Below are 21,757 nucleotides of genomic sequence, written 5' to 3'. Positions count from 1 at the left end.
GATAGAGTATTGAGTATTCCATAGTAACCCTATCAGTGATAGAGAGATGAGCGAAAAAAATACCGCGACGCGTTTAACGCGAGAGACCGTCCTGCGCGGGGCGCTGGCGTTGTTGAATGACATCGGCATCGATGCCCTGAGCACCCGTCGCCTGGCACAACATTTGGGGGTGCAATCTCCCACGCTCTATTGGCATTTCAAGAACAAGGCCGAACTGCTGAAGGCGATGGCGGAAACCATCATGTTGGATCACCGTGAAGAGGTGCCCGCCGACATGCCCTGGCAGGATTGGGTCGTTACCAATGCGAGCCATTTCCGTCGGGCGCTGCTGGCTTACCGCGACGGCGCGCGTCTGCATGCCGGCACCCGGCCGCAGGAACCGCAATTCGCCATCATTGAGGCCAAGGTGGCGCTGTTGTGTCGGGCGGGGTTGACGCCGGAACGCGCCGTTAATCTGCTGTTCGCCGTCGGACGTTTCGTGGTGGGCTGGGTGCTGGAAGAGCAACAAATGCAGTCGGACGATGCGCTGAATGACGCCGATCGCCGGCGTTACCCGCTGCTGTGCGAAGGCTGGGAAACATTGCAGGATAAGGGCGCAGACGCGCTGTTCGAAGCCAGCGTGCGGCTGTTGGTTGACGGCGCCGAGGCCGAATTGACGATCGACAATAATCACGGCCAGCAATCATAAAACCAGGCTTATCTATAGGAAATTTATAGGAAATACCCACTTTTCGTTAAAGCCATGGCGGCTACATTCCCTTAACATCATCATGTCTTTTGATGATAATTATTAGCACGCTGCTCAATTGTTCTTCGCAGTGATGTTACGGATTAAATCCGTTTGTTTAAGGGATAGTTTCACCATGGAAATCAATGTTAATGGCCGGGTGGTTCCACTCGGCAATCTCGCGCCCGACACGCCGCTGCTGTACGTTTTACGCAACGATCTGCAATTGAATGGCCCCAAATACGGCTGCGGCCTGGGGGAATGCGGCGCCTGCACGGTGCTGATCGACGGCGTCGCCGCGCGCTCTTGTTCAATGCCGCTGTCCGCCGTAGGAAGCAAATCCGTCACTACCCTGGAAGGCTTGGGCACACCGGACGCGCTGCATCCAGTGCAGCAGGGGTTTGTCGATGAGCAGGCGGCGCAGTGCGGTTACTGCACCAACGGCATGATCATGACGCTGGTCGCGTTGTTCGAACGCGAGCCGGAGGCGGACGAGCAAACGATCAAGAAAGCGCTGGCCTACAACCTGTGCCGCTGCGGCACTCACCTTGAGATCTTGCACGCCGCCGAGCGCGCCCGCGATCTGTTGGCAGCACGGAGGCAAGCATGAGCCGCCTCGAAATGACTCGCCGCCAGTTGTTGCAGGCCGGCGGGGTGGTGATGGTCAGCAGCCTGCTGCCCGCGCCGTTTAACGCCTTCGCCGCCGAGGCGGTTGTAGCCCCTGCCGATCTGCCGCTGGATCGGGTGGACAGCTTTATCAGCCTCACCGCCGACGGCCGGGTAACGGCCTTCAATGGTCACGTCGATCTGGGTACCGGCATTCGCACCGCGCTGGCGCAGATCGTCGCCGAAGAAATTTGCGTGCCGTTCGAGCACGTCACGATGATCCTTGGCGATACGCAGCGCACGCCGGATCAGGGGCCGACCATCGCCAGCGCCACCATTCAGGTCACGTCGGTGCCGCTGCGACAGGCGGCGGCGCAGGTGCGGCACATGCTGACGGCGTTGGCGGCCAAAGCCTTCGAACTGCCGGCCGAACAGCTGACTGCGGCGGCGGGGCAGGTATTTGTGACCAAAAACCCGGGGCGCTCACTGAGCTATGCGCAGCTGGCGAGTGGGCAGAATCTGCACGTGATGCTGGATAAAAACGTTCAGTTGAACAGCGAACACCAGAATCGCTACGTCGGCCGCGCCGTTGCCCGGGTCGACATTCCGGCCAAAGTGAGCGGTGGGCTGACCTACGTGCACGACCTGCGCTTGCCCGGCATGCTGCATGGCCGGGTGGTGCGCCCGCCTTACGTAGGCGCCGACAGCAGCGCCCCGCTGGGCGGCGGCCTGCTGTCGGTGGATGAAAATTCGATCGCGCACCTGCCGGGCATCGTGAAACTGGTAGTGATCAACGATTTCATCGGCATCGTGGCCGAGCGCGAGGAGCAGGCGATCGCCGCCATGCGCCAGCTGAAAACCAAATGGAAACCCTGGGCCGGGTTGCCGGATCTGTCGCCGGAAGCGCTGCCCGCCGCGCTGGAAGCCAACCCGAAAACCGACCGCGTCCTGCGCGACGATGCGGGCACGGACGCCGCGCTGGCGGCGCTGCATACCGCAGTGCAGGCCGACTATGTCTGGCCCTACCATCAGCACGCCTCGATCGGCCCTTCCTGCGCGGTGGCGGAGGTTAAAGACGGGCGGGCGCAGGTGTGGTCCGGCACGCAAAACCCGCACGATCTGCGCAAAGACATCGCCACGCTGCTGGAATTGCCGCCTGAGCAGGTGCACATCACCCGCATGGAGGCCTCCGGCTGCTATGGCCGCAACTGCGCCGACGACGTCTCGGCGGACGCGGCGCTGTTGGCGCGGGCGACCGGCCGCCCGGTGCGGGTGCAGCTGATGCGCGAACAGGAATCCGGCTGGGAGCCGAAGGGCACCGGCCAGCTGATCCGGGTGCGCGGCGGCCTCGACGCGCAAAACCGGGTGGCGGCCTACGAACTGAAAACCAGCTATCCCTCCAACAATGCGGTGACCTTGCCGCTGGTGTTGACCGGCAAGGTGGCCAACCGGGCCGATGTGCAACAGATGGGCGATCGCACCGCCATTCCGCAATACGCGTATCCGCACATGCGGGTGATTTGTCAGGACGCCGCGCCGATCGTGCGGGCGTCGTGGATGCGCGGCGTTTCGGCGCTGCCCAACGTGTTCGCCCATGAGTCCTGGATCGACGAACTGGCCTGGCACGCCGGCGAGGACCCGATCGCATTTCGCCTGCGTTACCTGAACGATCCGCGCGCGGTGGCCTTGATTGAGGCCCTGAAGCGGCAAGCCAACTGGCAAGACGGCCCGGCGCACCGCTCGCACGCCGCCGGCGCCGAAGTGGTGAGCGGCCGCGGATTCGCCTATGCCCGTTACTTCCACAGCAAATTCCCCGGCTTTGGCGCCGCCTGGGCGGCCTGGGTGTGCGATCTCAGCGTCAACCGCCTTTCCGGGCAGATCACGCTCGATAAAATCTTCGTAGCGCATGACTGCGGGCGCATGATCAACCCGGCAGGGGTGCGCCATCAGGTGCACGGCAACATTATCCAATCCGCCAGCCGGGTACTGAAAGAGTTTGTGACCTTTAACGAGACGGGGGTGACGTCATTGGACTGGGGCGGCTATCCGATCCTGCGCTTCGACGAATTGCCGCAGATCGATATCCAGCTGATTGACCGCCCGGACGAAGCGCCGATGGGTGCCGGCGAGTCCGCCTCGGTACCGAGTGCGGCGGCGATCGGCAACGCGCTGTTTGACGCGCTCGGCGTGCGTCTGCGCGAGGTGCCGTTTACGCCGGCACGGGTGCTCGCCGCGCTGCGCGCCCAGGCCGGCCATTAATCCCCCGTAACGAACAAGGACAGCAAAGATGAGTAAGATGAAAAAAATCGTCGGGTGGGGCGGCGTCACGGTGATCGCCGTTGTGGTGGCCGGCGTGGTCGCCAGTTGGCAGCCGGAAATCGCGCCGCTCGCCGCCGATGCGACCCACCGTTTCAGCGAGGCGCAGATCGCGCGCGGCAAAACGCTGGCCGACCTCGGCGACTGCGCCGTGTGCCACACCCGTGCGGGCGGCGAGCGCAACACCGGCGGGCTGGCGATGGAGATCCCCTTCGGCACCATTTACACCACCAACATCACGCCGGACGTGGAAACCGGCATCGGCAGCTGGAGTTACGCGGCGTTCGAACGCGCCATGCGGCACGGCGTCGATCGCCAGGGCCGCTATCTCTATCCGGCGTTTCCCTATACCGCCTTTACCCGCACTCGCGACGACGATCTGCAGGCGCTGTACGCCTACCTGATGTCACAGCCGGCGGTCAAATACCGGCCACCGGCCACCGATTTGCACTTTCCGTTCAATATTCGCCAGGGCATCTTTGCCTGGAACCTGCTGTTCCTGACGCCGGACGCGATGCCGGAACAGGCGGCCCAAAGCGCCGACTGGAACCGCGGCGCGTACCTGGTCGAAGGGCTGGGGCACTGCAGCGCCTGCCATTCGCCGCGCAACGTGCTGTTCGGCGAGAAAACCGGTGACGAGCACCTGGCCGGCGGCGTGGCGGAAGGCTGGACGGCGCCGGCGTTGACCGGCCGCTCACCCGCGCCGCTCGCCTGGACGCAGCAGGATCTGGTCGATTTCATGCGCACCGGCTACTCGGCCAACCACGGCGTCGCCGCCGGCCCGATGGCGCCGGTGATCGAAGAAGGGCTGTCGCGCTTGCCGCAGGCCGATCTGCAGGCGATCGCCGTCTATCTGCGCAGCTATCATCCTGAAACGGCGGCGGGCGCTACGGCGGCCACGTTAAACGCTCAGGCGGAACGGCAGGTGGAGCCTCTGAGTTCGGAAGGGGCACGGCTGTTTTCCGGCGCCTGCATGGCTTGCCATGCGCAGGAAAAAGGCGCGCAGATGGCGGGGGTGCGGCCGTCTCTGGCGCTGAACACCAACCTGTTCGCCGATGCGCCGGACAACGCCATTCGTGTGGTGCTGGACGGCATACAGCGGCCGGCGAAAGCCGAGCTGGGCTATATGCCGGGTTTTCGCCATAACCTGAATGACGCGCAGATCGCCATTCTGCTCAACTACCTGCGGCAACATTACGCCGGTCAGGCGCCGTGGCCGGACTTGGCGGCGCAGGTCAGCCGTTTGCGCACCGAAACCGCGCAGAAATAGCCGCCTGGGGCTGGACAGCCGCGCCGCGGTGACGACAATAGACCTTTTCACATGGACAGAGGCAGTAAAATGAATACGTTAGACGCGATCCGCCAACGCCGCGCCACCAAGCAGTTCGATACGCAGTACGTGATGACGCTCGAAGAGAAAAAAGCGCTGTTGAACATTGCGCTGCAGGGCGCACCCAGCGCGTTTAACCTGCAGCACTGGCGCCCGCTGCTGATCGAAGATCGCGCGCAGCGCGAGAAAATTCGCGAAGCGGCGTGGGGGCAGGCGCAGGTGACCGACGCATCGATGCTGGTCGTGCTGTGCGGCGATCTGTCGAGCTGGGAGTCACAGGTTAAAAACGTCTGGGCCGAGGCGGCGGAGCCGGTACAGCAGTTCATGATCCCGGCCGTCGATCAGTATTATCGCGGTAAGCCGCAGGTGCAGCGCGACGAAGTGATGCGCAGCAGCGGCATCTTCGCCCAGACGCTGATGCTGGCGGCCAAGGCGCAGGGCTACGACTCTTGCCCGATGGACGGATTTGATTTCGACGCGGTGGGTGAGATTATCAATAAGCCGGCGCACTATCAGATCGCGCTGATGGTCGCCATCGGCAAGGCGGCGGGGCAGCCTTATCCGCGCATCGGCAAACTGCCGTTCGACGACGTGGTGAAAACCGACCGTTTCTGATCTGAGCGGTGAATGACAAAAGGGAAGGCTTGCGCCTTCCCTTATTTTTTGGTGACGCACAGTTCGTTCCAGTAGCTGAAACGGATGCGCCGTTGCAGGCGGTGATGCCACATAGAAAACTCCTTCTACCCTACACGGTTTAAATAAATAGCACCGCGCCGGACACAAGGCGAATGCCTTATTGTGCATAGCTTGCCCGTCGGGCGGGATTAACCGATTTTACCGGCCCGGTGCGCGGCGAGCGTCCATCGCCAGCCGAAGTTCATGCCCGCTGCCGCGCCGAGAATGGCCAGCGTGCCCAGCAACTGCAGCAGGCTGAGACGGTGCCCGAACACTGCCCAGTCCACCACGATCGCCACCGCCGGGTAGATGAACGACAGGGCGCCGACCAGGGCCGTGGGGATCTTCTGAATGGCGCCATAGAGCAACGTGGACATCAAACCGGTATGCACCAGGCCGAGGGTTGCCAGCAGCAGCCAGTCGATGGGGGCCGCAGGCGGCGTGGCCAGGCCGGCGAACGGTGCCAGTGCCAACGTGCCAACGGTCAGTTGAATCAACACGATGAGCTGCGGCGGCAACGCGGCAAGCCGTTTGACGATCGCCGCCGCAATGGCGTACATCAGGGCCGCACCGAGCGCCAGTACCACGCCGAGCAGGTAGTCATCGCCGCTGCCGCCGCTTTGCCGGCCGGCGACGATCAACACCATCCCCGCGAACGCCAGCAGAAGCCAGCCCAGCCGGTTAGCCGTTAGTTTTTCGCCGAACAGCAGCGCCCCCAGCGCCACCAACATAAACGGCTGAAAATGGTAGGTCACGGTGGCGACAGCGATCGAAGCATGCTGATAGGCGGCAAACAATAGCGTCCAGTTGAGCACCAGCGCGATACCCCCGAGGATGGCGACAGCCAGTTGCCACCGGTTGATTGCGCCGGGTTTCAACTGCCCAAGCGCGGCGCAGGTCGCCAGCATGGCCAGCGCGCCGAACGCGCAGCGCCAAAACACCACCGTTGTGGGCGGCTGCCCTAAAACGAGTACCGGCCAACCGACGGTGCCTGAGATGGTCATGGCGAGGATCATTTGCACTGCGCCGCGCGTCTTTGTTTTCATGTTGTTGCCCTCGCTGCCTGACCGTACTTGTGGTGAAGCCGCTTAATCATTAAAATGAACAATTGGACATTATGATGAACACGCATGCGACTGTTCGTCAAGTCGAACAAGCGGATGATATAGCGAACGATGAGCAATAACCTGATGCAGAACATTACGCCGATCGGCCTCTTGTCGGCGGCGATCCGCCGCGAGCGTGAGCGATTGAACCTGTCGGTGACCGATCTGGCGAAGCGCGCGGGCATCGCGAAGTCCACGCTGTCGCAGCTCGAAGCCGGCAGCGGTAATCCCAGCCTGGAAACGCTGTGGGCGTTGGCGATGGCGCTGGACGTGCCGGTCAGCCGACTGATTTCGCAACCCAGCAGGCCGGTGCAAGTGATCCGCGCCCATGAGGGAACGCCGGCGCTGTCGGAGCAGGGCAACTACGCCGCCACGCTGCTGGCCACCTGCCCGCCGGGCGCGCAGCGCGACATTTACCGGCTGCGGGTGCAACCCGGAGAGGCGAAACTTTCCCGGCCACATCCCCCCGGCACCGTCGAGCATGTGATCATCAGCAGCGGGCGAGCGCGCCTCGGGCCGGCGGAGCAGCCGCTGGAGCTGAGCGCCGGCGATTACATCAGCTACTCCGCCGATCGCGAGCACGTTTTCGAAGCGCTGGAGCCGGAGACCACCGCCGTGATGTTGATAGAACAGGGTTAGCCCGGGCGTTGAAGGTCCGTTTATTGAAAATGATTCTCAATTATATTAGTGTGCCCGCCTGTTTTGACGCCGGGGCAGGCGCGTAGCCCGGCGTCGCCGTTTATTGCCCTTCAAGGACCGAAGATGAAAATCGCTATTCCTTCCCTGCTGTTATTCGCCGGTTTGACGGCAACGCACCCGGCCACCGTGTTGGCCGCTACACCGCCCGTCGCGGCGGATCAGGGCCAGAACGACACGGCCAACAACGATTTCAGCTTCGTGCGCTATCGCGCGGATTACCGCGTCAACGCCAACGCCACCAACGTGAAGACGGAAAGCTACGAAGTGCTGCTGAAGACCAAGGCGGCGGTCGAAAAATTCAGCCAGATCCGCCTGAGCTACAGCGAAAAAATGGAAACGCTGGAGGTGGTCGCCGCCTACACGCTGACTGCCGACGGCCAGCGGCACGACGTGGCGCCCGATCGCATCTATACCCAGGAGAGTTACTCCAGCGCCACGGCCCCGCTGTATGCCGACCGCAAAGTGCGCGTCATCGTGTTCTCCAACCTGGCGCCGGGCTCGCGGGTGGTGTATGAGCTGCGCCGCACGCAAAACACCCCGTATTTCCCCGACTATTTCGGCCTGTGGGAGACGTTCAGCGTTTTCGATCAGTTCGACGACGCCGAAGTGACCCTGCAGGCACCGGCCAAGCTGCCGATGCATATCTTCACGCGTGGCGTGGAAGGCGGGGACAAGCCGCAGATCCGCAACGGCCAAGCGCACTGGCGCTGGCATTATTCGCGCAGCGCGCCGATGAAGGCGCAAAACTGGGCAGCGGACAGCTGGACCTTCAGCCCGACCATCATGGCGAGCACCTACCGCGAGTGGCCGCAGTTGGCCAAGGCCTATCAGCTGAAGGCCGGTGCGGCGGCGAAGGTGACGCCGGGCATCCAGGCACTGGCAGACAACATCACCGCCGGCATCAGCGATCGGCGCGAGCAGGCGGAGGCCCTCTATCGCTGGGTGGCGCAAAACATTCGCTACGTGGCGGTGTATCTTGGCAACGGTGGGCTGGAGCCGAATTCGGCGCAGAGCATTCTCGACAACCACTACGGCGACTGTAAGGACCACGTGGTGATCCTGGAGGCGCTGCTCGCTGCCAAGGGTATTGAAAGCTCACCGGTGCTGATCGGTATGGATGAAGGCCCGTTACTGCCTAAAGTGCCGCTGCTCAGCCGCTTTAATCACGCCATCACCTATGTGCCGGAGTTCAAACTGTACCTGGACTCCACCAATCCCTGGGCGCGGTTCGGGCAACTGCCGCAAGGCGATCTGGGGGCGCCGGTGCTGCTGACGCGCGACGCCAAGCTGGCGCGCACGCCGGGCAGCGATGAGCAGCCGGTCAAGAGCGCGCTGAGCGTCGATTTCGTGTTTGACAAAGCGGGCAATCTGCACGGACAAACCGAGCGTCGGCTGAGCGAAGTGGAAGAAATTGACCTGCGGGGCTATTTCTCGCAGATCAACCGGCAGAACCGGGCGCAGGCCGAAGCGTCGATCATGTCCGCCTCCGGTATCGACGGCAGCGGCGAAGTGGCGATGAACAGCGATCCGCTGGATCTCAAAAAACAGTTCGGTTACCGTTTCCGCTTCAAGGCGGACGACTACGTCGATTTCGGCGTGGTGGGCGGCATGACGCTACCTAATCCGCCCGGTGGCAAATCGTTCCGCACGCTGTATACCACCACGGCGGCACCGGACAACGAAACGCCGTTCTACTGCAGCGCGCAGCGCTACGACGAAACCTACCGTCTGCAGCTGCCGGCCAACGTGCCGATCATCGCCATTCCGCAAGACAGACAGTTCCGCAATGCGGCGGGCGACTATCGCGTGGCGTGGCGGCGCGACGGGCAGCAGGTGACCGTCAATCACCACCTGCAGGTGAACGCCATTCGCGGCAAGGAAGCGCTGTGCCAGGCGCAGGATTACCCGGCGTTCCGCGAGCTGTTCCAGCAGGTGCGGCGCGGTTTCCGCGGCCAGGTGGTGTACGGCGAATTGGCCAACGGCAAATAAGCCGCTGCCCCGTCGCGCTTAGCGGCGGGGCGCACGCCTCAGTTGAACTCGCCCGCGACCTCAGACCACAGGCTGACGCGGCAGCCGCGTGCGGCGAAAGCGTCCATCTCGCGCTTGATGCCGCCGCTCTCTTGCCAACCCGGCAAATCGAGCACGATCAACTCATCCATCGCCGCCATGAACAGGGCGTCGATCGGCGCCCACAGCTTGCCGATGGCGGTTTTGTCGAGCTCTTGCAAACACAGGTTGATCGGATGTGACATGCTGACCTGGCTAAAAACGGCGCTGCCGGCGCGTACGATAGCGGCGGCGACGTCGTTGCACGCGATAAAGCGTTGATGCACGACGTTGGCGTCGGCGTGGCTGTAGGGGCAGGCTAAAAATATTTTTCTCATTAGCGTTTGTTCTCTCAATAATTGTTGTCAGGGACGAAAAAAGGGCGCAGCTTCCCCGTGAGGCGGCGCCCCGTTTATTTTTATGGCTTAGGAATAAATTTAGCGAGCGGCGGCGGCGATGGCCGTCGATTGCCTTTGCGTCTGTTCTTTTTCCAGCAATTCGGCTTCCGGCACCGAGATCTTGATGGCGATCAGGACAGCAATCATGCCGCCGAGGAATTTGCCCATCATGATCGGCAACACCAGCGAAGGTTGGAAGTTGGCGGTAAACGCCAGGTGATCGCCCAGCGTGGCCTGTGCGCAGATGCCGAAGGCCACGCACAGCACCTTATCGCGGGCGCGCATGCCTTTGAACAGGTGATAAACGGCGATGATATTGGCCAATACCATAATAAAGCCCAGCGCGCCGGTATCCGATAAACCGAGCTTTTTACCGATGAAATGCATCGGCTTGCGGCAATAGCGCTGGAATAAATAACAAATGGGGAATGTGCCCGCCAACATAATGCCGATATAACCGGCGATCTCGATAGCGCGGAATAATTCGTCTTTGTCGGCAAATAACGGATCGAATACCCAGCCGCCGAACACCTTTTTAAACACACCGGTGAAATGCTCGATGATGCACAGCGCCAACACCAGCTTGATAAAGGCATCCGCCGCCTTGCCGAAGATCAGGAACCCTTTCACCATCGCCGCCGGCCGCAGCTTCAGCCCCAACGCCAGCAGGAAGCACAGGGCGAACAGCGGGGACAGCAGCCGCAGCGCCTGCAGCAAGTCCAACTGCAGATAGTGCGCGGCAGGTGACGTGGTGGAGATAATCTCCCTGACCGGCAGGTTGTTGAAGGTGATGGTCACCAGGGCGATCAGCACGGCGAACGGAATGCTGATCAGGCCCGCCATGGCGCCCAGCGCCAGATATTTATGGTCGTCGCGGTTCAGCATGATAAGCCCGACCGGGATCAGGTACACGATGCTGGCGCCGGAGGTGTAGCCCACCAACATGGCGACGATCCACATGTCGCGGTTGGCGGCGATGGCGTCAGCCAACTGATAGCCGCCCATGTCCACGGCGATCACCGCCAGCGCCGCGATCGAGGCGTCGGAGCCGAGCGCCGAGAAGAAGGGGCCGATGCTGTACATGATCAGGTAAGAGATGATTGGGATCGCCGCCATGATGCCCGCCTGGGCGAGAAACACCGGGCCGATGGCGTGAATGCCGTTGACGAACTCACGTCCCAGTTCGCCTTCCGGTTTGACGATCGACGCCAGCGCACCGATCAGAGTGCCGGCCATGATGATATAGATGATGAAATTACCGAACTCAGCCATGGTGTTCCTCCTGCGATGAACGTAAGCCGCGCGAACGCGCGATGATTTCCTGATAGCGGGCAAACCAGACCGCCATATCGACCTCGGTGGGCTCCGTCACTTCATAGCGGTTGAGCACCTTGAGCGGCTGTTCCACGCCCAGCCCTTTACGCGCCAACAGCGCCACGCCCTGAGCGGTGATCTCTTTATTGGCGGGCGTAACGATGCGCTTTTGGATCAGGTTGGCGAGGAACTGCGTGAAATAGCGGTTGGCGGACAGACCACCGTCCACCGAAATGCTGTCGCCGATCGGTTTCAACTTATCCATGGCGTTGATCACCTCGGCGGAACGCATGGCGATGCCTTCGAGTATTGACTGCAGCAGATCCTTGCGTTCGGTTTCCAGCGACAGGCCGGCCCACATCCCGGCGGCGGAGCGATCCCAGTACGGGCAGGCCAGCCCGGAGAGCGCCGGTACAAAGGCCAGGCCGCGCGCGATGGCCGGCTGGGCCGGGAAATCGCCGAATTCATCGAAATCGTTGAACAGGCCTATCTTTCTCGCCCAGTTAATGGCGGAGGCGGCGTTATAAACGCCGCCGTCCAGGCCATACACCGGCTCGCTGCCGGGCAGCTTCCAGCACAGCGTGGGCAACAGGCCGGACTCGCCGGCATCGATCGGACGCGGCCCGGTGATCGCCTGTAAAAAAGCGCCGGTACCGAAGGTGATCTTCATCTGCCCCGGTTGATGGCAGCCGTGGCCGTATGTACCGGCAAACTGGTCGACGATGCAGGCCGTCAGCGGCACCGGTTTGCCGTTGAGCACGACGTCGCCGAAGTGGCCGATGTTGTCTCTGACCTCGGGCAGGCTGTCGATCGGCACGCCGAACAAACGGCACAGCTCCTCGTCCCACTGCAGGGTATGAATGTTGAACAACGAGGTGCGCGAGGCCGAGTTATAGTCGGTGAGATGCCGGCCGCACAGGTGGAACAGGAAGAAGGCGTCCATGGTGCCGAGCCGCAGGCGGCCGCGTTGCGCCAACTGCCTGGCCCCCGGCGCGTTATTCATCAGCCAGCCCATCTTGCTGGCGGAGAAGTAGGTATCGAGCGGCAGGCCGGTTTTCGCCATCACCAGCGGTTCGACGCCTTCGCGTTTCAGGCGCTGGATCTCCGGCTCGGTGCGCTGATCTTGCCAAACGATGGCGTTGTACAGCGGCAGGCCGCTGTCGGCGTCCCAGGCCAGCAGACTTTCGCCCTGATGCCCTAAACCGATGGCGTCCACCATGTCGCACTGGCTGAGACAGCGGCGGATATTCGCCAGAATCTCCAGGGCGTCGTGTTCCACCCAGCCCGGATTGGGGGTGATCTGCTTGTGCGGCATGCTGGCCGGCGAATGGTGCCTGCCGTCTTCGCCGAACACCACGACCCGGGTGCCGGTGGTCCCCTGATCAATCGCGGCATAACGTTGATTCATCATTGCTTCGCTCTCTTATAGGTTTTGTTTTTTATTGTGCCTGGTGTTGGTTGTATGACTGTTTTAATGATCTATCTTCAATTTCACACATTAAAGCAACATAAATCACAAGATAAAATAACCCCGCGTGATCGACCTCATACTTTTTGCTTATCACCGCGTTCTGCGGCTTTTTTTTGGGAGTTGTGTTGTTTTTACCATTTCAAATGCGGTTATTGTGTGGTTTTATTGTGGTTATCACATCAAAACGGGACATCAGCATGATGGAAGAACAAACGGATTGGGACATTGTCGTGATTGGCGGCGGTGTGGTCGGGTGTGCGGTATTCCGCCAATTCTGCCTGATGGGCGCCCGAACGCTGCTGTTGGAAAAGGGAGGCGATATCCTGTCTGGCGCCAGCAAAGCCAACAGCGCGCTGCTGCACACCGGCTTCGATGCGCCCAGCGGCAGCCTGGAACTGCATTGCATGCAGGCCGGGTACCGGGAATTTATCGCCATCCGCGAACGGATGAATTTGCCGCTGTTACCCACCGGCGCCTTGGTTGTGGCCTGGGATGAGCAGCAGTTGGCGGCGCTGCCCGCGATCGTGCAGCAGGCGCACGACAATGGCGTGCTGGACGTGGCACATATCGACGCCGCCGAGCTGTATCGCCGTGAGCCACAGCTGGCGCCCGGCGCGTTGGCGGCGGTCGAGGTGCCGGGAGAGAGCGTGATCGATCCCTGGAGCACACCGCTGGCGTACCTGACGCAGGGCGTCAAACACGGCGGCAACTATCGCTTCAATACCGAGGTGACCGGCGCCGAACGCGTGCCGACCGGCTGGCGGCTAACCAGCAACCGGGGTGAGTTTCACGGCAAAATCGTCATCAACTGCGCCGGCAATCAGGGCGACCGGGTAGAAAGTTTCTGCCATCAGCCCGAGTTTGAAATTCGCCCGCGCAAAGGGCAGTTTCTGGTGTTCGACAAGGCCGCCGCCGGGCAGGTCAACGCCATTATCTTGCCGGTGCCGACGGCCATCACCAAAGGGGTGCTGCTGTCGAAAACCATCTTCGGCAATCTGCTGCTGGGGCCGACCGCCGAAGAACAGCAGGATCGAGAAACGGCAACGGTAGACGAAACCAAAATGCGCGAACTGATCGAACAGGGCACCCGGCTGCTGCCCTCGCTGGCGAATTACAGCGTGACCGCTAGCTATGCCGGATTACGCCCGGCGACCGAACAGAAACACTACCGCATTCAGCACTATCCCGAGCGGCAGTGGATCTGCGTGGCGGGCATTCGCTCCACCGGCCTGACGGCGGCGCTCGGCATCGCGCAATACGTGGAGCAGCTCTATCGCGACCATTTTACGCCGTGCTTCACGCCGACGGCGCCGCAAACCGTGCATTGGCCGCAGATGCCGATGCTCGCCGACTACGCGCTGCGCGATTACGCGCGCCCGGATAACGGCGGCATCGTTTGCCATTGTGAGCTGGTGACTCAGCGGGAGATTGAGGCGACGTTCGATTCCGCCGTGCCACCGGAGTGCATCGGCGGGCTGCGGCGCCGCACGCGCGTGATGATGGGGCGCTGCAACGGGTTTTATTGCAGCAGCCGGGTGGCGGAAATGGTAGGCGATCGTTTTGGCCAGACGCTGGCCGTAGGGAGCATTGATGAAAACTGAGTATCAGGTGGCGATTGTCGGCGCCGGGCCGGCCGGGATCGCGGTGGCGACCGCGTTGCGGCAGGCGGGCATCGAGGATGTGGTGATCCTGGAACGGGAGCAGCAAGCGGGCGGCGTGCCCAGGCACTGTCGGCACCCCACCTTCGGGCTGCAAACGTTTTACCGGCCGATGTTGGGCTCCACCTATGTCGATAAGATACTGGCGCGCGCCGGGCAGGTGGAGATCCGTACCGGCGTGACGGTGCTCGCCATCAAGCCGGACGGCGAGCTGACCATCACTGACTGCCGCGGCGTCAGCACGTTGAAAGCGCAGCGGGTGATCCTGGCGACCGGCGTGCGCGAAACGCCGCGCCATCCTCGCCTGGTGAGCGGCCTGCGGCCGCAGGGCGTACTCACCGCCGGTGCGCTGCAGCAGTTCGTCTATCTGCGCGGGCTGCAGCCAGGTAAGGCGCCGGTGGTGGTCGGCACCGAGTTGGTCAGTTTCTCCGCGCTGTGGACGCTGCGTAACGCCGGCGTGCGCGCCGTCGCCATGATTGAAAGCGGCGGCAGACCCGTCGCCTGGCGTCTGAGCGCGCTCTATGCGCGTCTGATGGGAGTGCCGATCCACTACTATTCGCGCGTGACCGATATTGCCGGCCGCGATCGGGTTGAATCCATAGAAGTGGAAAATCGCCAGGGGGAGAAACGGCGCATCGCCTGCGACAGCCTGATCTTCACCGGCCGCTTCACCGGGGAGTATACGCTGATCCGCCAGAGCCACCTGGCGCAGCGGCCGGACAGCGGCTGTCCGTTGACCGATCAGTTCGGCCGCTGTTCCGACGCCGCCTATTTCGCCGTCGGCAACATGTTGCACCCGGCGGACATGGGCGACCAGTGTTATCAGGAAGGGCTGCGCGTCGGCGAGGCCGTTGCCCATTCGCTGCAGCGCACGCTGCCGCCGGCGCGGCAAATCCTGCCGGTGCGGCACGACGAACGGATACGCCTGACTGCGCCCGCCCGTGTGGCGCTGATCGGCAATCCCGCCACGGTCACGATCAATATGCGCGTGGAACAGGCGGTGTCCGGTTCGGTGGTGGTACGGCTGGGAGAGAAAGTGCTGTACCGCAAAACGCATCGTTGCCTGCCTGAACGGCGGATCCTGCTGCGCAATATCGTCTTGCCGGCCGAGGCTGAGCGTGATGCGCTGCACATCAGCATCGAATCCGCAGGATGAACGACGGCAACGGCTTGCGTCTAACGCCCTGAAACCCGTAGTATTCCGTCAGTTAACGCCGCAAGTCTCGGCGGAGGCAGTCACTCTTACTAAAGGCAGCGAGTGTAATGTGAATGGATATCTCTAATTCCGTGGAAAGGCGCAATGAAATACTGGCGCTGATCCAGGCCAACGGCCGGGTTTACGTGAATGAGCTGGCGGATAAATTCCAGGTTTCGCAGGAAACCATTCGGCGCGACCTGAACAAGCTGGAAGACTATCGGCTGATCAAGAAGATCCACGGCGGCGCAGTGAGCAGCCAGTTTAAATTCGAGCATGAATTCAACGAGCGGGCCAAAATCGCCGAGGCCGAGAAGCGCGCCATCGCGGAGAAAGCGGCGACGCTGCTCCAACCGGGCGATACGGTGTTCGTGGATTTCGGCTCCACCACGCTGGAGTTTGCCCGGCAGTTGGCGACGATCGATCAACTGACGGTCATCACCAACTCGCCGCTTATCGCCAACGTCTGTCTGGAAAATGACTCCATTGACGTGGTGCTGATCGGCGGGCAGTTCATCGACTCCAAAATGGCGTGCCTGGGCGCGATCGCATTGAATAATATCGAGGCGTTTTTCGCTGACTACGCCATCATCGGCGCCGGCGCGGTCAATCTGCAGACCGGCGTGATGGATCAGAACGTCAATGAAGCGGCCATCGCGCGCAAAATGATTGCCCAGAGCCGCAAGTGCATCGTGCTGGCCGACGAAAATAAGCTGCGCGGACATGCGATGACGCTGGTGGCCAAATGGCCCGAGGTCGATTATCTGGTGACCTCCGACAGCGGTAACGCATTAGAGGGCTTGGTTTTCCCCGCCAACGTTAATGTGTTGGTGGCGCAGGTCTAAAGGGGGAGAAGCCTTTCTCCATGCGGAGAAAGGCTCAAACCGCTTCCGTCAGGCGATATCGACCGCGCGCACCTCTTTGGATCTCAACTTCACGCGGATCGGCACCGATTTATACGAAGGCGTGCCGCTCTCCTCATCGATGTAATGCAGCGGCACCAGCACGTTGGCCTCCGGGTAGTAGGCGCCGACCGAACCGGCTGAGATGTTGTAGGCGATCACCGTGATGCCTTCCAGGCGCTGGGTGCTGCCGGGCAGCGCCGTTTCCAGATCGACCACGTCGCCATGTTCCAGCCCCAAACGTTGCAGATCGCTGTCATTCATGAACAGCACGTCGCGCCGGCCGAAGACCCCGCGGTAGCGATCGTCCAGAGCATAGATGGTGGTGTTGTACTGATCGTGGCTGCGCAGCGTAATCAGCCGCAGCGTGTCTTTGTCTGCCGTTGTCTCGTCCTCATGCAGCCCGCTGAATACGGAAAACATCGCCTTGCCCGTCGCCGTCGGCCACTGGCGCTCGGTCGGCGGCAGCGGCATGCGGAAACCGCCGGGTTGACGAATGCGCGCGTTGTAATCGTCGAAGCCGGGGATGGTTTTTTCGATCAAATCGCGGATCACGTCGTAATCTTCGATCAGTTCATCCCAGGGCACCTTGCTGGCGGGCATCACCGCTTTGGCCATGCCGGCCACAATGGCGGGTTCCGAACGCAACAGCTCCGACGCCGGTTTTAATTTGCCGGACGAGGCGTGAACCATCGACATCGAATCCTCCACCGTCACCGATTGTCGCCCGCCGGCCTGCATGTCCAGTTCGGTACGTCCCAGGCAGGGCAGAATGAGGGTTTCTTTCGCCACCAACAAATGGCTGCGGTTGAGTTTGGTGCCGATATGCACGCTTAATTCCAGCGCTTTCATCGCCGGGAAACTCTGCTCGGGGTCCGGCAGCGCCACGGCGAAGTTGCCGCCCAGGCAGATCAACGCCTTCGAGGCGCCGTCGATCATCGCCTGCATGCATTTCACGGCATCGTGACCGTGGGCTTTGGGCGGCGTGAAGCCAAACACCGTTTCCAGCTTCGCCAAAAAATCGGCCGAGGGTTTTTCGGTGATGCCGACGGTGCGGTTGCCCTGCACGTTGGAGTGGCCGCGCAGCGGGCAGATGCCGGCGCCCGGTTTGCCGATGTTGCCGCGCAGCAACAGCAGATCGGCAATCAGGCGTACGTTGGCGGTGCCTTTATTGTGCTGCGTAATGCCCATGCCGTAGGTCACGATGGTGGCGTTGGATTTCGCGTAAGCGGCGGCGACCTGTTCCAGATCCTGGCGCGCCAGGCCGCTCTCCGCCTCAATCGCATCCCAACCGGTGGCCTTCAGATCGGCGGCAAAATCCGCAAAACCTTCCGTGTGCTCGGCAATAAAGGCGTGGTCCAGCGCATTGCCATGTTCGTCATCCAACTGCAGCAGCGCTTTGGCGATGCCTTTGAGCGCTGCGGCGTCGCCGCCGGCCTTGACCTGATAGTAGGTGGAGGCGATAGGGGTCGAACTGTAGGTCGCCATTTCGATGACGTTTTGCGGATCGGTGAAACGCTCGAGCGCCCGCTCGCGCAGCGGGTTAAACACGATAATCGGCACCTTTTTACGCGCCAGTTCATGCAGCGTGCCCATCATGCGCGGGTGATTGGTGCCCGGATTGTGCCCGATGGAGATAATCAGCTCCGCGCTGTCAAAGTCGTCCAGCGACACGGTGCCTTTACCGATGCCGATCGACTGGGGCAGGCCAACGCTGGTCGGCTCATGGCACATGTTGGAACAGTCGGGGAAGTTATTGCTGCCGAACTCCCGCGCAAACAGCTGGAACAGATAGGCCGCCTCATTGGACGCCCGGCCGGAGGTATAAAACTCCACCTGCTCCGGCGGCAGCGTTTGCAAAACGGCGGCGATGCGTTGAAACGCCTCATCCCAGGCCAGCGGGCGCAATGTGTCCGTCCCGGCGTCATAGCACAGAGGGGTTGTCAGGCGGCCATAGTCTTCCAACTGGTAATCGGTTTTCTGCAGCAGCGACGTTACGGTGTTCTGCGCCAGAAATTCGGGCGTCACGCGCTTGCTGGTCGCCTCCCAGGTCACGGCTTTGGCGCCGTTTTCACAAAACTGGAAGGTAGATCGATGTTCTTTATCCGGCCATGCGCACCCCGGACAATCAAAACCGTCGGGTTGATTGGTGCGCATCAGCGTCACCGGCGCTTCTAAGGTGTCCATCTGCGTGCGCACGGCGATGGCCGTCGCTTTTAGTGCGCCCCAACCGCCGGCGGGCCCATCGTAGGGATGCACCCCGGGTACTGCTCGTCTTTTCGCCATTGTTGATTGCCTCCGACATCGCTTACGATAAATGCAGGTGATTGATTTACTGAAAATATTATTTTTATCGTCCAAGATGGAACGCAAGCGCCGTCGCCGTTAAACGCGAGCCTGTCGATTCAGTATAGATGAGTGAAAAAGGGAGCAACGTCAGTCTGTGCGGGGAGAGCGGCGGCCCGGCGTGGCTGAAGCGGGCCGCCGGCGCGTTACTTTTTCACCACCAGTCCGACGCCGCGGCCGCGCGGATCTGATGCGGTTTCCGGCGTGCGGCCATCGATGCGGATAGCCTGAATATCCCCCATGTTCCAGCCCTGGTCTTCGAGGGTGTAACCCATGGCCTTCAGCTCGTCTGCCGGTTTGCCGGTCAGCGGCGCAAAGCTGTCATAGTAGACGGTGTCCTTCGGCAACAGCTGATGGTGCACGCGCTGGGCGGCCACCGCCTGCGCCAGCGGCAGGTGGTAATCGTAGAGGTTGTTGATCACCTGGAAGATCGAGGTGAAGATGCGTGAACCGCCCGGGGTGCCGATCACCAGAGTGACGTCGCCGTCGCGGGTGATGATGGTCGGGCTCATCGAGGAGAGCATGCGCTTGCCCGGCTCGATGGCGTTGGCGTCGCTGCCCACCACGCCGAAGGCGTTGGCGACGCCGGGTTTGGCGCTGAAGTCGTCCATCTCGTCGTTAAGCAGGAAGCCGGCGCCTTTGACCACCACGCCGCTGCCGAAGTCCCAGTTGAGCGTATAGGTGTTGCTGACCGCGTTGCCGGCGGCATCGACGATCGAGAAGTGGGTGGTTTGGTGGGTTTCCAGCCCCGGCCGCACCTTTTCGGTCGGCGAGATCGCCGTCGGGTTGATCTCGGCGGCGCGTTTTTTCAGGTAGTCGGGGGCGATCAGCTGCGCTTCCGGCACCTGGGTGAAGTCCGGATCGCCGAGGTAGTCGGCGCGATCGGCGAACACGCGTTTTTCGATTTCCGCCAGCAGGTGGATGTAGCGCGCCGAGTTCAGCGGCACGCCCTTGAAGTCGGCGGCGCGATCTTCTTTGATCCCCAGCAGCTGCGCCAGCGCGATGCCGCCGGAGCTGGGCAGCGGGGCGGTATACACGGTGTTGCCGCGCCAGCTGATGCGCATCGGTTCACGCCATTTCACCCGATAGTCGGCCAAATCCGCCGCGCCGATCAGCCCGTTGTCGCGCTGCATTTGCGCCACCAGCAGGCGAGCGGTTTCGCCGTGATAAAAATCGTCGGCGCCCGATTTGGCGATGCGCTCAAGGGTGGCGGCCAGCTCCGGCTGCTTGAACACCGTGCCGGGCTTCATGGCGCCGAAATAGTCGCCGAAGTTGGTTTTACCGGCGAACAGCTTGTTGGCATCTTCGCGGTACTGATACTGCTGATCCGCCACGGTGAAACCTTGCCGGGCGTAACCGATCGCCGGCGTCAGCAGCTCGGCCCAGGGCAACTTGCCGAAGCGTTTATGCGCTTCCCACAATCCCAGCACGGTGCCCGGCACGCCGGCGGCGCGGCTGCCCACCAGGCTGAGATTCTCGATCACTTCGCCTTTCTCGTTCAGATACATAGTTTTGCCGGCGGCCTTGGGCGCCACTTCGCGGTAGTCGAGGAAATAGGGTTTGCCGTCGACGTACAGCGTCATAAAGCCGCCGCCGCCGATATTGCCGGCTTCAGGGTAGGTAACGGCCAGGGTAAAGGCGGTGGCGACCGCCGCATCGACCGCATTGCCGCCGGCCTGCAGAATGTGCGCGGCGACCTTGGCGCCATACTGATCCGGGGCGGCGACCGCGCCGGCGGTCAGTTCGGCGGCAAAGGCAGCGGGAACGGTGCAGGCAAGGGCCACGCTCAGAGCTATCGTTTTCAATAAACCGGCAGACATAGAAGATCCTTTTAGCGATGTTCAGTTATCAGGTGAATTCAACTAATTATTTTGAAACAGCAGGTTAGCGCGTTTTCTTCGGGCTGTTGCGACGCTTTATTGAAAGTAGCAGCGGGCAGGCGGGGCCGCCTGACCAGAGTAGCAAATCGTGACGTGGCGCGTTATGCGCCGGCGGGCAGCGCCGACTGCAGCCATTGGCAGAAGTGCCGGGCGAGCGGATTGTGTTCGCTGTCGCGGTGCAGCAGCCACGCCCAGTTGGCGCCGCGCACGCGTTGCTCGGTTAACGGTTGCAGCAGCCCGGCGTCGCGCGCGTGTTGCGCCAGCAATTGGCTGACCAACGCGATGCCGAGGCCATTGCAGGCGGCGTCCAGCAGCAGACCAGGATCGGAGAAGTTCAGCCCGCTGTCGCGCTGGCCGACGTGCGCGCCGCCCGCCACTGCCCAGTGGCTCCAATCCATCTCGCGTTCGCCGTGCAAGGTCACGCGCTGCTCCGGCGTCAACGCCAGCAGGCTGGGGTGGCAGGCGGGGTAGAGTCGGTCGGTACAGAGAACGTTAAAGGTGCAGTCCGCCTGCGCGCTGAGATCGTCACGGATCGCCAGATCGATGCTGTCCGTCGCCATATCCGGCGGTTCAAAGCTGGTGAACAGCCACAGATCGATCTGCGGATGCTGCCGATTGAAATCGCCCAGCCGCGGCGTCAGCCAGTGGCGGGCAAAGGCCGGGGTGGTGTTGACGATCAGTTGGTTGGGTTTGCGGTACTGATCCAAACGGCGAATGCCGACGGCCAGCTGTTGCAGCATCACCTGTGCGGTGCTGAACAGATCGTGGCCGGCGTCGGTCAGCGCCACGCTGCGGCCGGTGCGGAAGAACAGCGGTTGCTCCAGAAACGCCTCGAGGCTGCGGATTTGCTGGCTGATGGCCGACTGAGTCAGGTGCAGCTCTTCGGCAGCCTGATGAAAACTGCCCAGGCGCGCCGCCGCTTCGAAACCGCGCAGGGCGCTCAAGGGGGGCCAGTGTTTTAACATTATAGATAAGCCTGTCTAATCAGATATCCGCTAAATATATCGTTTGTCGCGGTGGCAGGGGAAGACTAGCATGGGATTCAAGCGCCGGAGCGTAAAAAAACCGGATAACGGTTTGAATTTAAA

The 21,757-nt window shown here is 61.9% G+C and carries 17 protein-coding genes; 10 read left to right on the top strand and 7 right to left on the bottom strand.

What is annotated here, in order from left to right; translation table 11 throughout:
• Window positions 1-46: 46 nt before the first annotated feature.
• The 5 genes from tetR to GUC32_RS12320 all read left to right on the top strand — a co-directional run bounded on the left by tetR (window position 47) and on the right by GUC32_RS12320 (window position 5,594).
• Window positions 47-688, top strand: a complete 642-nt coding sequence (gene tetR / locus GUC32_RS12340; protein WP_043143511.1) for a tetracycline resistance transcriptional repressor TetR — start codon at window positions 47-49, stop codon at window positions 686-688.
• A 175-nt stretch (window positions 689-863) separates the two neighbouring features.
• The gene (locus GUC32_RS12335) at window positions 864-1,337 is read left to right on the top strand and encodes a (2Fe-2S)-binding protein (protein WP_025302897.1); all 474 of its coding nucleotides are present in this window, start codon (window positions 864-866) and stop codon (window positions 1,335-1,337) included.
• Window positions 1,334-3,592 carry a molybdopterin cofactor-binding domain-containing protein gene (locus GUC32_RS12330; RefSeq protein WP_369435768.1) on the top strand — a complete coding sequence of 753 codons (2,259 nt, stop codon included), beginning with the start codon at window positions 1,334-1,336 and terminating at the stop codon, window positions 3,590-3,592. The genes GUC32_RS12335 and GUC32_RS12330 overlap by 4 nt, the downstream gene beginning before the upstream one ends.
• A 28-nt stretch (window positions 3,593-3,620) precedes the next feature.
• A complete protein-coding gene (locus GUC32_RS12325) occupies window positions 3,621-4,919 on the top strand; it encodes a cytochrome c (protein WP_141998129.1) in 1,299 nt (432 codons plus the stop codon).
• Window positions 4,920-4,988: 69 nt separating this feature from the next.
• Window positions 4,989-5,594, top strand: a complete 606-nt coding sequence (locus GUC32_RS12320) for a nitroreductase family protein (protein ID WP_025302894.1) — start codon at window positions 4,989-4,991, stop codon at window positions 5,592-5,594.
• Window positions 5,595-5,803: 209 nt separating this feature from the next.
• On the opposite strand, the gene GUC32_RS12315 is transcribed toward GUC32_RS12320, so the two are convergent.
• Complete coding sequence (locus tag GUC32_RS12315) at window positions 5,804-6,700, bottom strand: DMT family transporter (protein ID WP_164099677.1); 897 nt, start codon at window positions 6,698-6,700, stop codon at window positions 5,804-5,806.
• A 129-nt stretch (window positions 6,701-6,829) separates the two neighbouring features.
• On the opposite strand from GUC32_RS12315, the gene GUC32_RS12310 reads away from it, so the two are divergent.
• Both GUC32_RS12310 and GUC32_RS12305 read left to right on the top strand, forming a co-directional pair.
• On the top strand, window positions 6,830-7,399 hold the full coding sequence (locus tag GUC32_RS12310; RefSeq protein ID WP_346420971.1) for an XRE family transcriptional regulator: 570 nt from the start codon (window positions 6,830-6,832) through the stop codon (window positions 7,397-7,399).
• Window positions 7,400-7,522: 123 nt separating this feature from the next.
• Window positions 7,523-9,448: a DUF3857 domain-containing protein gene (locus GUC32_RS12305; protein WP_164099678.1), complete on the top strand. Its 1,926-nt coding sequence runs from the start codon at window positions 7,523-7,525 to the stop codon at window positions 9,446-9,448.
• A 38-nt stretch (window positions 9,449-9,486) separates the two neighbouring features.
• On the opposite strand, the gene GUC32_RS12300 is transcribed toward GUC32_RS12305, so the two are convergent.
• From GUC32_RS12300 to GUC32_RS12290, 3 genes are all read right to left on the bottom strand, one after another.
• Window positions 9,487-9,843 carry a DUF1937 family protein gene (locus GUC32_RS12300; RefSeq protein WP_197812584.1) on the bottom strand — a complete coding sequence of 119 codons (357 nt, stop codon included), beginning with the start codon at window positions 9,841-9,843 and terminating at the stop codon, window positions 9,487-9,489.
• 99 nt (window positions 9,844-9,942) lie between these two features.
• Window positions 9,943-11,175 (bottom strand): ethanolamine utilization protein EutH, encoded by a 1,233-nt coding sequence (gene eutH, locus GUC32_RS12295; RefSeq protein WP_033643135.1) that lies wholly within the window; start codon window positions 11,173-11,175, stop codon window positions 9,943-9,945.
• A complete protein-coding gene (locus GUC32_RS12290) occupies window positions 11,168-12,628 on the bottom strand; it encodes a glycerol kinase (RefSeq protein WP_049205692.1) in 1,461 nt (486 codons plus the stop codon). Before GUC32_RS12290 ends, eutH begins: the two co-directional genes overlap by 8 nt.
• A 257-nt stretch (window positions 12,629-12,885) precedes the next feature.
• Here GUC32_RS12290 and GUC32_RS12285 point away from each other — a divergent pair, with 257 nt between their 5' ends.
• The 3 genes from GUC32_RS12285 to GUC32_RS12275 all read left to right on the top strand — a co-directional run bounded on the left by GUC32_RS12285 (window position 12,886) and on the right by GUC32_RS12275 (window position 16,386).
• Window positions 12,886-14,289: an NAD(P)/FAD-dependent oxidoreductase gene (locus GUC32_RS12285; RefSeq protein WP_099817260.1), complete on the top strand. Its 1,404-nt coding sequence runs from the start codon at window positions 12,886-12,888 to the stop codon at window positions 14,287-14,289.
• Complete coding sequence (locus tag GUC32_RS12280) at window positions 14,279-15,502, top strand: NAD(P)/FAD-dependent oxidoreductase (RefSeq protein WP_369435767.1); 1,224 nt, start codon at window positions 14,279-14,281, stop codon at window positions 15,500-15,502. Before GUC32_RS12285 ends, GUC32_RS12280 begins: the two co-directional genes overlap by 11 nt.
• Window positions 15,503-15,615: 113 nt before the next feature.
• The gene (locus tag GUC32_RS12275; protein WP_033643131.1) at window positions 15,616-16,386 is read left to right on the top strand and encodes a DeoR/GlpR family DNA-binding transcription regulator; all 771 of its coding nucleotides are present in this window, start codon (window positions 15,616-15,618) and stop codon (window positions 16,384-16,386) included.
• A 48-nt stretch (window positions 16,387-16,434) separates the two neighbouring features.
• Here GUC32_RS12275 and GUC32_RS12270 read toward each other — a convergent pair whose 3' ends face one another.
• The 3 genes from GUC32_RS12270 to GUC32_RS12260 form a co-directional block, all read right to left on the bottom strand.
• A complete protein-coding gene (locus GUC32_RS12270; RefSeq protein WP_369435766.1) occupies window positions 16,435-18,729 on the bottom strand; it encodes an FdhF/YdeP family oxidoreductase in 2,295 nt (764 codons plus the stop codon).
• 206 nt (window positions 18,730-18,935) lie between these two features.
• The gene (gene ggt / locus GUC32_RS12265) at window positions 18,936-20,609 is read right to left on the bottom strand and encodes a gamma-glutamyltransferase (RefSeq protein WP_043143523.1); all 1,674 of its coding nucleotides are present in this window, start codon (window positions 20,607-20,609) and stop codon (window positions 18,936-18,938) included.
• Between the two features lie 161 nt (window positions 20,610-20,770).
• Window positions 20,771-21,634 carry a LysR substrate-binding domain-containing protein gene (locus GUC32_RS12260; protein WP_025302888.1) on the bottom strand — a complete coding sequence of 288 codons (864 nt, stop codon included), beginning with the start codon at window positions 21,632-21,634 and terminating at the stop codon, window positions 20,771-20,773.
• Window positions 21,635-21,757: the final 123 nt, after the last annotated feature.

Source organism: Serratia sp. NGAS9, assembly GCF_009905295.1.
Lineage (GTDB): Bacteria > Pseudomonadota > Gammaproteobacteria > Enterobacterales > Enterobacteriaceae > Serratia > Serratia bockelmannii.
Note: the sequence above shows the minus strand (reverse complement) of the source record. Positions and strands in the feature narration are given on the sequence as shown.